11 protein-coding genes are annotated in these 11,323 nt (G+C 45.7%); 4 read left to right on the top strand and 7 right to left on the bottom strand.

The window, feature by feature from the left end:
• Window positions 1-465 precede the first annotated feature (465 nt).
• From obgE to RMO52_RS04805, 4 genes are all read right to left on the bottom strand, one after another.
• A complete protein-coding gene (gene obgE, locus RMO52_RS04820) occupies window positions 466-1,518 on the bottom strand; it encodes a GTPase ObgE (RefSeq protein ID WP_309742234.1) in 1,053 nt (350 codons plus the stop codon).
• A gap of 212 nt (window positions 1,519-1,730) precedes the next feature.
• The gene (locus RMO52_RS04815) at window positions 1,731-2,771 is read right to left on the bottom strand and encodes a fatty acid desaturase (RefSeq protein WP_309742235.1); all 1,041 of its coding nucleotides are present in this window, start codon (window positions 2,769-2,771) and stop codon (window positions 1,731-1,733) included.
• Window positions 2,772-3,093: 322 nt separating this feature from the next.
• Window positions 3,094-3,837 carry an isoprenyl transferase gene (locus RMO52_RS04810; RefSeq protein ID WP_310411395.1) on the bottom strand — a complete coding sequence of 248 codons (744 nt, stop codon included), beginning with the start codon at window positions 3,835-3,837 and terminating at the stop codon, window positions 3,094-3,096.
• Window positions 3,838-3,852: 15 nt separating this feature from the next.
• Window positions 3,853-4,806, bottom strand: coding sequence for a ferritin-like domain-containing protein (locus RMO52_RS04805; RefSeq protein WP_310411393.1), 954 nt, complete (start codon window positions 4,804-4,806; stop codon window positions 3,853-3,855).
• A gap of 218 nt (window positions 4,807-5,024) precedes the next feature.
• Between RMO52_RS04805 and RMO52_RS04800 the strand changes: the two genes are divergently transcribed.
• From RMO52_RS04800 to RMO52_RS04785, 4 genes are all read left to right on the top strand, one after another.
• The gene (locus tag RMO52_RS04800) at window positions 5,025-7,343 is read left to right on the top strand and encodes an NB-ARC domain-containing protein (RefSeq protein ID WP_310411390.1); all 2,319 of its coding nucleotides are present in this window, start codon (window positions 5,025-5,027) and stop codon (window positions 7,341-7,343) included.
• A gap of 118 nt (window positions 7,344-7,461) precedes the next feature.
• Window positions 7,462-7,731: a DUF3146 family protein gene (locus RMO52_RS04795; RefSeq protein ID WP_309739356.1), complete on the top strand. Its 270-nt coding sequence runs from the start codon at window positions 7,462-7,464 to the stop codon at window positions 7,729-7,731.
• A gap of 173 nt (window positions 7,732-7,904) precedes the next feature.
• A complete protein-coding gene (locus RMO52_RS04790; RefSeq protein ID WP_309739355.1) occupies window positions 7,905-8,339 on the top strand; it encodes a hypothetical protein in 435 nt (144 codons plus the stop codon).
• A gap of 217 nt (window positions 8,340-8,556) precedes the next feature.
• Complete coding sequence (locus RMO52_RS04785) at window positions 8,557-9,294, top strand: Uma2 family endonuclease (RefSeq protein WP_310411388.1); 738 nt, start codon at window positions 8,557-8,559, stop codon at window positions 9,292-9,294.
• A 153-nt stretch (window positions 9,295-9,447) separates the two neighbouring features.
• Here the strand turns inward: RMO52_RS04785 and RMO52_RS04780 are convergent, their stop codons facing one another.
• From RMO52_RS04780 to sufR, 3 genes are read right to left on the bottom strand one after another with little or no spacing between them, the layout of a single operon-like run.
• Window positions 9,448-10,035: a Uma2 family endonuclease gene (locus tag RMO52_RS04780; RefSeq protein WP_310411385.1), complete on the bottom strand. Its 588-nt coding sequence runs from the start codon at window positions 10,033-10,035 to the stop codon at window positions 9,448-9,450.
• Window positions 10,036-10,066: 31 nt separating this feature from the next.
• A complete protein-coding gene (locus RMO52_RS04775) occupies window positions 10,067-10,312 on the bottom strand; it encodes a hypothetical protein (RefSeq protein ID WP_309737937.1) in 246 nt (81 codons plus the stop codon).
• An 11-nt stretch (window positions 10,313-10,323) separates the two neighbouring features.
• Window positions 10,324-10,974: an iron-sulfur cluster biosynthesis transcriptional regulator SufR gene (gene sufR / locus RMO52_RS04770; RefSeq protein ID WP_309737939.1), complete on the bottom strand. Its 651-nt coding sequence runs from the start codon at window positions 10,972-10,974 to the stop codon at window positions 10,324-10,326.
• Window positions 10,975-11,323 lie beyond the last annotated feature (349 nt).

The raw sequence follows: 11,323 nt of genomic DNA, 5'->3' as shown, positions 1-11,323 counted from the left end.
GAGATCGGGGTCAACTTGTTCTGCGGCGATACTATCTAAGATACCTTTTACCAGTCGAATTCGATCCTGGATATCTAAAGCAATGATTTGATTTAAAGTGGTTGTAATGTCCATAAATCTCCCTTAAATACCGGAGTTATTGAAGTTAATTCATTTTAAATAAGTAGGTAGGCGTAATCATTTATAAAATAGATTATGCCTGAAATCTAGCTGGTGGGCAATGCCCACCCTACGCGATATCTTATATTTAATTACGCCCATCTACTTATAACAAACAGAAATCAGTAATTTCATAAATCCGTAGGTTGGGTTGAGCGAAAACGAAACCCAACTAACCTAACAATATCCCAGAAATGTTGGGTTTCATTCTTCAACCCAACCTACAGATCTAACTACCCCAATAACTCTAAATGCGATCGAAAATCTGATGAAGGTTTTGGCGGTTTTAGCGTAAGCAGTAACTATCTATTTGAGGACTGGAAAGGCGGCACGTTCGAGAGCCAACTTTTCAGCAGCACGCTCGGCGGCTAAGAGGTCCAATTGCTGCCAAACTGCTGCCAGCAAAGGATCTAAACCCGTGCGAGTTGCTGATGAAATCAAAAATACTGGTTGCTGTGCTACTGCGCTCAAAGCTTGAGCAATTTCTGCAACTTCTTCATCATCGACTGCATCGATCTTGCTCAACGCCAAAATTTGGGGTCTGGAGACTAGATTTTCGCTATAGGCGGTTAGCTCTTGACGAATGGTCTGGTATGCCCCGATCGGGTCGTCGCCAGTGGCTTCCACTAGATGCAATAATACTCGCGTGCGCTCGATGTGGCGGAGGAAATCATGTCCCAAACCTGCACCTTCGGAAGCACCTTCGATCAAGCCTGGAATGTCCGCAAATAGCGTCCCATCGCCAGAAGGCTTGCGGACGACACCCAGATTGGGTACTAGGGTGGTAAAGGGATAATCAGCCACCTTCGGACGGGCGGCAGACAGCGCCGAAATTAAGGTCGATTTACCTGCATTGGGCAAGCCGATAATCCCGACTTCGGCGAGAAGTTTGAGTTCGAGCCTAATTCGTTTTTGTTGGGACGGTTGTCCGGGGAGGGCGTATTCTGGCGCACGGTTGCTATTACTGAGGAAGTGGGCGTTACCCAAGCCACCTTTACCACCAGCAACGACTTTAAAAGTTTGTCCCGGTTCGACCAGATCTACTAGTATCTCATCGGTAGCGGTATCATAAATCACTGTGCCGCAGGGTACCTCGATATTGAGGTCGTCGCCCGATGCGCCAGTACAGTTACTCGAACCACCTTTGCCACCATTTACCGCTTTGAAGCGACGGTTGTAGCGAAAATCCAGTAATGTCTGTAAATTTTCCACGGCGGTAAAGTAAATCGAGCCGCCTTTGCCACCATTACCGCCAGAAGGCCCGCCTGCTGGGACGTATTTTTCCCGCCGAAAGGTTACGATCCCATCGCCACCGCTGCCGGATTCTACTTCTACTTCTGCGAGATCGATGAATTGCATGGTTTGGGCGATTGGGTGTAAATGAGTCAGGCTTTATTTTAGCTTACTATCTTCGATTGAGGCTGTGGCGATCGAAAATAGGGGAGATGGGAGATGGGAGATAGGAGATAGGAGATGGGGGATAGTGAAATATAGCGATAAAAAAGATGGGCATTTGCCCATCCGGTTCGTTAATTTAAATTCAACGATCTTGTTAGGATACGTGGAGCTGACTAGTTATTAGCGTTAAATTCGCGGAAGCTTTGATAGAACTCATTCTCTTCATAGATGTGACATTTATCAGTGATATCCTTCATCAATTCCCAGGAGAAGGTGCGTTCCTTGATGTACTCACCCCAGTTCGCTTTGATGATCGCGTGGGCTTCCCGGAGGCGGTAGGACGGAATCGCTGTTGAAATATGGTGAGGAATGTGAACGTTGATATCGTGGCAGAGAAATTCGACCCAGCCTGGGTAGTCACAGTGGACTGTACCAGATAATTGGGAGATCGCTTCATTCCACTCGCTCTCAGGATTGAAGGGAATATCAGCAGCGGTATGATGGACGATCGTGAAGGTGCTCATCCAGAAGTGATAAACCAACCAAGGTAAGAGCCAAAATTTCACAAAGCCCCACACGCCTAAAGTCCCAATGAGAATCGGGAAAATAATTGCGGCACCGATAATCACAAACAAAGCTGAAAATTTGACATCATCCCGAGTTTTACCTTCAGGGAATTTGCGCCAATCAAAGTGAACCGCTGCCCAATGGGGTAACGACGCCAACCACCAGAGCCGACCGCGCATCGCTTGGTAGACGACTTGGAGCCAAGCGGGTGCGTCTTGATAAGCTTCTGGTCGCCAGGGTTGCCACGCGTTATCCACATCCATTTTATTGGTATGTTTGTGGTGTTTGGCGTGACCGTAGCGCCAGCCGTGGAAAGGGTAAATCAAGGTCAACATGAACAGATGACCGACGATATCGTTGACTTTACGACTATTAGCAAATGAACGGTGAGCGCAGTCATGACCGATCACAAAGCAGCCAGTCATCGCCGTACCTGTAAATACCCACGCTAAAGGCAACAGATACCAGGGTGCGTAGGCGATTGCCGCCATCCCCAATGTCACGGTGACGATGGTTTTGATTACTGTAAACCAAGCTTTGGCACTATCTTTTGCAAAAACTTCTTTTGGTAAAGATTGGACGATGTGTTTGAGTTTGAGATTCGGGGACAGCTCGGTGGCTGGGTTCGGATCGATCGATAGAGTCATGTAGCGGTTTGGATCTCCAAGATTTATGAGTAGGCACAGTCTTTGCTACTGTCAGTTAGCCACAGCTCTTGAGGCAGATAAGTGACAATTATGAATTTATAGCCAAACTAAGCGCTATTTTGTTAACAATCATTAATATTTAATCGTACCTTAATCTGCTGCTGTGGTCTAGTAGTTCGATCGCCTGTGATCTTCTAAATACATTGTCTGATTAGTCGGTAGCGATCTGGCTATGTGGCTGAAATTGAGATCTAGCCAAGGGAGTAGGCAATACTTTGAGCAGATATTTTGCCTAAAGCCTAAGACCTACCCTACAGTCTAACTAAACCTTGCCAAACCGTCGATGGCGGTGCTGATAATCAGCAATTGCTTGAGTGAATTCATCATTACTAAAGTCCGGCCAGAGCGTATTGGTAATATGCAGTTCGGTGTAGGCAAGTTGCCATAAGAGAAAATTGCTCAACCGCTGCTCGCCACTGGTGCGGATGAGGAGATCGGGATCTGGCAATTCATCAGTGTCGAGATAGCTGGTAAATATCGACTCATCGATCTGATGCGGCTCTAATTCACCGCGTCGAACTTGAGTAGCGATCGATTTACAAGCTTGGAGAATTTCATGCCGACTGCCATAATTAATCGCAATATTAAACGTAACCGATCGATTGTCAGCAGTGGTCTCGATCGACTTATCCATCATTTTTTGGAGACTAATCGGAACTTGAGATCGATCGCCTAAAAATCTAATTCTAACTCCTTCTAGATGTAATTGGGCGAGTTCGCTATCTAACAATCCTTCAAATAATCGCATCAAAAAATCAACTTCTGCTGCTGGTCTGCCCCAGTTTTCGGTGGAGAAAGCATAGACGGTAAAATTAGCAATTCCCCAATCTTTACAACAGCGTAATAATGACTTGACTGTTTTGGCACCTTGCTGGTGTCCGGCAATTCGCGGCAAGCCCTGTTTTTTTGCCCAGCGTCCATTGCCGTCCATAATGGCGGCGACATGCTGAGGCATTTTAGCTGCATCTAAAATTGCGGGGAGTTTAGTAATTAATTGAGTACTCATATTGTTGATTATTAATTAGTTGTAATTTGGCGATCGAGTGTTGACAGGGACTGCTCCAAAAATTTGTTCGAGTGCAACAGGCGTTAAGCTTTGATGCCAAGCTAAGAGTCGAGTTATAACTAGATAAAAAATTGTAACTATTTGCCAACGGTGTTGGAGTTGCCAGTGTTGCCAGTGCAGCACAGATAACATCCGTTGATAAGTTTTAATTAAATTGCCACCAGCAGATCGACGTGGTAGCAGTTGTCTGCAACCGTGAATAAATCGCTGCCCTTTGGGGTATGGATATAGCCAGATTCCAAACCCCCAAAATTTAATTAAATGGTTAATTTCATCTGTGAGCAGTTCTTCTAATACTTGTCTGAGTGTTCCTGTAGAATGTCCAATTAACCACAGATATAAACAGGCAGCACCATATTCAGTAAAGATTCGCGATAAACCATGACGATAAAGATCCGCATCAGGGCAATCTGTTGGTTGATAGGCTCGTGCTTGTTTGGGATTGAGTCGTACCTTCTCACCACTGATACGCTCGTAGATAGCGATTAATGCTGGGGCATGGCGACATTCTTCTAGTTCCCACATCCCCTTAGATTGGGAATTACCGACAGCATCGACTCTGCCACCCACAAATTCGGCCATCTGGGGATGAATGGCATCGAGATATTGCCGACTGGTGTGGGTATAATCTCGAATAGGTGCCTCTGTATCGCTCGCGCCTTGGAGAATCGCTAAAAATAGTGGGGTATCGATGCCAGTTATCTGCGTTGAGTCGATACTTTGCCATTCAATTCGCGCCCAGCGACGCGGTTGTGGATGTGCGAATTGTTGGGGTAATTCTTGTAAGCGATCGGTCAAATAACTTGGATTAAAATAAGTATTAATAAATTCTTTAATTGTTGAAGAAAATTCCGAATGATGTCGATCTTTTTGATGGCGTTGCTGCTGGTATAGTGGCAGTAAAATCATGAATTACAGACCAGGATTGAGGTGTTAATCCAAATATAAACTCGCACCTCAATCTTGTCAGTCGGATCTTGTCGGCAATCCCGGCTCGATCGAAAGTCTGAAAAAGTCGGGAATGAATAGTCATTAATGAGTAGTTATCAAAATGTATGGGTGCGTTATCCTCCGGAGTAACACACCCTACAGCTACCCTCTACCCGCTACCCTCTACCCCCTCTTAGATGAACGTCGAGACTGCAATAAATTGGATCGATCGATCGATCGAGATCGAGACTGGAAGACATCTGAGCGATCTTCAGATTTTTATTATCAGTCAGGTATGGCAGGGGAAAAAGTATCTAGATATGGCTGCTGAGTATCATTGTACGGAGGGACACGTCAAAGATATCGCGGCGGCACTGTGGCAATTATTATCCCAACTATTAGGAGAACGGGTCACTAAAACTAATCTCAAGTCGATCTTACAACGGCATATCATACCGCTTGCGCAGTCAAGTTCGCTCGTCAATTATCAATTTATCGGTCGCGAGCAGGCAACTGCTAGCCTAGACGAACTAATCCAACAGGGACAAAGATCGATCGTCATTCAGGGTGAAGGCGGTGTTGGTAAAACGATGTTAGCTCAGCAATATCTGCAAACTTGTGGTTGCGACGCGATTTTAGAGTTATCGATGGCGAAGGAAACCGCCCAAATTACCCCGGCTGAAATCGTGCTAGAGGAGTGGTTGGGGCAAGATTTAGGAATAGACCCAGGACGAGAGTTTGGGGTGGCTTTATTACGCTTAAAACGGCAACTGAGCGCATGTAAAATTGGGGTATTAATCGATAACCTGGAGCCAGCATTGGATCGGGATGGTCGGTTTGTAGATGCCCATCGCAGTTATCTAGAATTACTCCGAGTTTTGACCGATCGACAGTTAGCTGGAGTTACCCTGATTACCAGTCGCGACAGGTTGTGTGAAATCGATCTCAATTTGACTCATTATCGGCTATCGGGATTGGATCTACCTACTTGGCAAACTTATTTTAACTATCGACAGATCGCCACTACCCCGAGCGCCATTGCGCCATTACATCAAGCTTATGGTGGTAATGCGAAGGCAATGGATATTATTGCTGGCAATATTTGTACTGATTTCGACCGCGAGCTGAATGTCTATCTAGCCAGCGCAGATCGCACTGTTGAGACTGGATTGAGGCAATTAATTATCACTCAATTCGATCGCCTTCAATCTTTAGATCCCGACGCTTATCGGTTGCTCTGTCGGGCGGGTGCTTATCGTTATCAAGATTTAAGTAGAGTCCCAGTAGCTGCACTGTCGAGCTTATTATGGGATGTCGCACTCGAACGCCAGCTATCTGTAGTTAATTCGCTCAAGAACCGCTCCTTAATTGAATTTCAGTCTGGTATGTATTGGCTGCATCCAGCCGTCCGCGAGATCGCGATCTTCAGATTGCGACAGACCGATGACTGGACTAAAACTCATCAGCAAGCCGCTAATTATTGGACTGATTCTGTCGTTAAAATTGTCCATGCCGATACGGCGATTACTGCATTAGAAGCATATTATCATTATCTAGAAATTAGCGACTTCTCCCAAGCAGCCAGCGTATTACTTCAGCCGCGAGATAATCAATGGGGACAGTTTTTACCATTAGCTAGCAATCTTTATCGACTGGGTGCGATTCAGCCAGTATTAGCAGCAATCGTCCAACTCATGCCAAATTTATCCCTCGATCTGCGTTATGCCGAACTTGCGAATATTCTCGGCGATCTATATTCGATCGTCGGTCGCATCGATTTGGCGATCGAGACTCAACAACAAGCAATCGACTATACAACAATTACACTAGTGAATACCGATCGCCACGATCTTTCTCATCCCACCCATTGTCTGAAGATCTTAAATCTTGATTCGCTGCTAAGTATGGGGCTATACCAACTCGATTTATGGGAATTAACCAAAGCAAGCGAACTATTTGAAACAGTCATCGCTAAAGCAAGTAATACTATTCGCGATCGCTGGGCAATGAAAGCGAATGTGTGCTTAGCTTTAGCCCAATCTTATCTGCATAATTTCGATCGAACCAGACAATTACTGACTGAGATTGAAACCCTGACTACTCAACATCAATGGACTGGTAGTAGTGCCTATTTCCTCCAGAAAATCGGACAAACCTATACTAATTTAGGCGATCTCGATCGAGCAAACACAATTTATCAGCAAACCTTGACATTTTGCCAAACCGGGAACTACCTACAAACCCAAGGTCGAACTCTAATTGGTTTAGCACAACTAGAGCGAATCAATGGTAATCTCCAGCAAGCACAAACAAATCATCGCCAATCGATCGAGATCCTCGACAGGCTGGGTGCTAAAAGCGATCTAGCCGCAGCTTACTATCAAGCTGGATGGACATGGCACCAAGTCGGTGATGTCATTGGGAGTCAACTTTACTTAGAGCGCGCTCGCGAACTGTTTACTGAAATCAACGCCCCTCAGCAACTAGCAAAAATTGCAGCGGGGATTTATGAATAGTTTTTACCAGTTGCCGAATATTTCTGGTTAATCGATCGAAATATGCCGATCCCAACCTGAGTTTGTTGAGCTATCATTCATTTAAACATCTATTTTTGGCAGTCTTTCGATCGCAACTATGGCCAAACGCAAATTACCCGAAACAACTGCCCGCGTGCGCGTCACCCATCACTCCTGGCAATTTGGGAAAGTTGTCGGCGAAGTTAGTGCTGGTGAATTTTGTTGGGACTTTCAATGGTGCTGTCGGGAAGGAAACCTCGAATTAATTGTCGAACCCGCACTGGGACGTGCATTAATTCAAGATGCTTTAGGTCGATTTCTGAAACAATGGGACTACCAACTAGAAGCTGGTGGCGATTATGAATTTACTGTTAGAGCAAAATTTTAAGTCTGCTACAGTAATAAAGAACAATCGATTTGAAATTTACTCATCCCAGTCACTGTATCGGATCTAGCAACTAACGAACATTTTGGTGGCTAGCGGAGTCAAGAGAAAAGTGTAACAATCAAAATCGACTGTTAAATCATAGCAAAGTTCAATTTAGATTTTCATCCCTACCTATGAAAAATTTCACTTTAACTGCTGTATCTACCGCAATTTGTGCATCTCTAACTGTTAGCGTCGCTGCTCCCAGCTTCGCTCAACAAACCCCCACAACTACCGCTCCTGCAACTAAAACTGCTCCGGCTGGAAACAACGGACAACCACCATCCATCGAGCAGCTCAAGCTGACTAAAGAGCAGCAAACTAAGCTAATCGAACTGCGGCAATCTGTAATGAAGAAGCAAATTGCCGTTCTCACTCCTGCCCAAGTAAAGCAAGTTGAAGCGGCAAGAAAGCAGGGTCAGGCTCCTAATTTGACACTTACTCCCGCTCAACAAAGTCAACTCAAAGCGATCCAAACCGCAGCCATCGCGCAACAAGACGCAATCCTCACTAAAGAGCAGAAGCAAAAACTTCAAGAAATTAACAAGCAATACGCACCGCAGCGTTAATCCGCAAGCCATGACTGAGGGAGTGCAAATTTTTACCTTCAGTCCCAATCTCGATTTACCCAAGTAGCGACGCTCGTCGCTACTTGGGTTTTCGCTTAGATTCGGTCTTCAGTACATAACCTGAATTTGAGATCCAGTGCGGCGTTACGATCGACGATCGATCGCGGCGGTTGGGATCGTACTAAAATAGCAGTAAGCTCTTCACTCACTAGCTAACATGTACCAGTACGAGCTACCCAGATACCTACCCACCGCTGACGAACTGCCTTGCTCGGACGATACCCCCGTGGACAACGAACTCCAAGAACTCATTCCCAGCCTGCTCAAATCGATTTTACGGATGCTGTGGGAAGAGCGGATGGACTGGTTCTTTGGCATTGACATGGCGATTTACAGCGATCCAGAGCGACCGCCAATCGTCCCTGATGGTTTCTTGAGCCTCAATGTCGAGCGCGTTTTTGATGAAAACTTACGCCTGAGCTACACTCTCTGGGAAGAAGAAGTAACGCCGATCCTAGTACTAGAAGTAGTGTCTACTAAACCAGGTGGAGAATATACCACTAAACTCCAAGAATACGCACGGCTAGGCGTACTTTACTACATTATTTACAATCCCAAACGTCGCCGCAAAGCCCGTTTAGAGATCTATCAACTCCAAAACGGCAGCTACCAATTGCAAACCGCCAACCCCCTCTGGATGCCAGAGATTGGCTTAGGCATCGGTTGCGAACCCGCTAACTATGACGGCTTGACAAGAGAATGGCTGTATTGGTACGACGAAAACGATCGTCGCTATCCCACACCATACGAACGCGCCAAAACCGAGAGCCAACGAGCCGAGTTAGAGAGCCAGCGAGCCGAGCTAGAAAGCCAGCGAGCCAATCTAGAAAGCCAACGCGCCGATCGATTAGCCGCTCAGTTACGCGCTTTGGGGATCGAGCCGGAAGTATCCTAAGATCGCGATCGCACTGGAAGCATCTCGATCGAGATCGTACCCGATAATTTGCTCTAGATCGCCAAAATAAGCAACGTATTCCCCATCAAAATCAGTACGATTGCTACAGAGAAGATCGTGAGGAGCCTGGACTTTTAGATTGCTAGTAGATACTTATATTTGTTGGCGGAGGATTTGTTCGACACTGGGATGTAAATTGGGAAATGTTGGCGATTGGATTAGCTCTACACCTTGAAATTCGATCGGTTCGTACCAACCTTCCATCAGCGTAAACACAGTCACTTTTTCCAGTAAAGGATCGACAATCCAATATTCAGGAATATCTAAAACACTATATTCAGTACGTTTAGCACGGTAGTCAACTGTTTTTGTCGATTCGCTCACAACTTCTACTACCAATAACGGCGGAGCTTCATTTAATTCGACAACCGCTTCACGAGTTTGCAAATTTCGCCATTGCTCCAGCGGCAAAACCATCACATCAGGAATCCGACAGGTATCCCATCTGCCACCTTTGGGAGAGCGCACACCAACCACCATTTGTTTAGAAACCCACGGTTGGCTCGTCCTTTTGATTTCATCGCGAAATTCATTATTAAGAAAATCAGCGATTTCCCCATGTTGCCCGATACCTAAACTCATTGGGATTAGCTCTCCGTTGACTAGTTCGTAACGCCTGTCGGTACCATCGGTATATTTAAGATACTCTGCAAAAGTCAACCGATTAGTGATGGTAGTCATAGCAGTATTTCCACGATGAATTAGTTAGATATTACCATTGTAATGAGCCTGCTGATTCGCCTTGCGATCGCTTCAATTCTGCATCGCGCTCGAACCATTTGATAATTTGCTGAGGGGTCAGATCTTCGATTTTTTCTACCTGCTCTTCCTCAGCAATTTGCTTGAGCATTCGCATCGAAGAAATAGTAATTCGGGTCAAAAACTTCTCATGAATAGATAGCAATGCTTTATCTACTTCTACAGCTTCAGCGTGGGTGAGATATTGGTCGTTATTCATCTTTGCAAGTGTTAGGCGATTGAATCGGTCATCGAAATTAAATAACCACACTGATGCTCTCCATCTACCAGCCAGTGTGTCCGTTCGACCTGACAATCTTCTAGCGCGGTGGCAAACATTTCTAGTTCGTGTCCGCATACCGCTGGAAAAGAGGTCGCAACCTGCGAGATCGCGCAGTTGTATTCAGTGAGAATAAATTTATCATCTCGCCCATCCAAGGGGTGATACTCAGCCATGTAGCCCTCTTGACGGCGTAATTCCACTAGCTTAGCAACTCGCTCTGGCAATTCGCCCTGTCCCAGCTTGTGCCGATAGTCGATACTTTTCTTTTGCCAATGACGGTGGATGATTTCGCTGGCTTGCTCGTAGCCGAGATTATCGACTAAAGTGTCTAGGAACGAGATCGCAAATCGATCGTACTGATTGGGAAACCGATCGCGTCCTTTAGGACTCAGGTGATAGATATGTTGGGGTCTACCCGTGCCTGAAGCTGCGGACTGATAGACGATTAAGCCTTCGGTTTCCAAATCCTTGAGATGGCGGCGAATTGCTTGGGGACTAATATCTAGCGAAGTCGCCAAATCTTGCGCGATGGCTTGCCCCTGTTTGAGGAGATATTCGAGGATATCCTGTTTGGTGGATGATTGCGGCTCTGTCATCATATCAGTGCTGGGTATGGAGAAATGGTCGCGCGCAGACGTGCAAATATTAAAAGTTTCGCTAGTTTTGCTACTTTAGCAACAACTCTGTTGTTAAATTACGATACAATATGTTTAGACAGTTAAACAATTAGTTTATTGTTTAATTATACGATATTTTGTCTGTCCCAGTCAGACACCTTAACCATCCTTATTCTAGAGAGAACACAGGCGATCGATGAGTAGCGCAGTCCAAAATTTAGTCAATCAACCCTACAAGTACGGCTTTGTCACTGATATTCAGTCCGACCAGATCCCGCGCGGCTTGAATGAGGATATCGTGCGGCTGATTTCGTCCAAGAAAGACGAGCCA

Origin of the sequence: Chamaesiphon sp. OTE_8_metabat_110, assembly GCF_031382685.1 — a bacterium.
Taxonomy (GTDB): Bacteria; Cyanobacteriota; Cyanobacteriia; order Cyanobacteriales; family Chamaesiphonaceae; genus Chamaesiphon.
The sequence above is the reverse complement of the archived record's forward strand: the minus strand, read 5'-3'. Positions and strand labels throughout refer to the sequence as shown.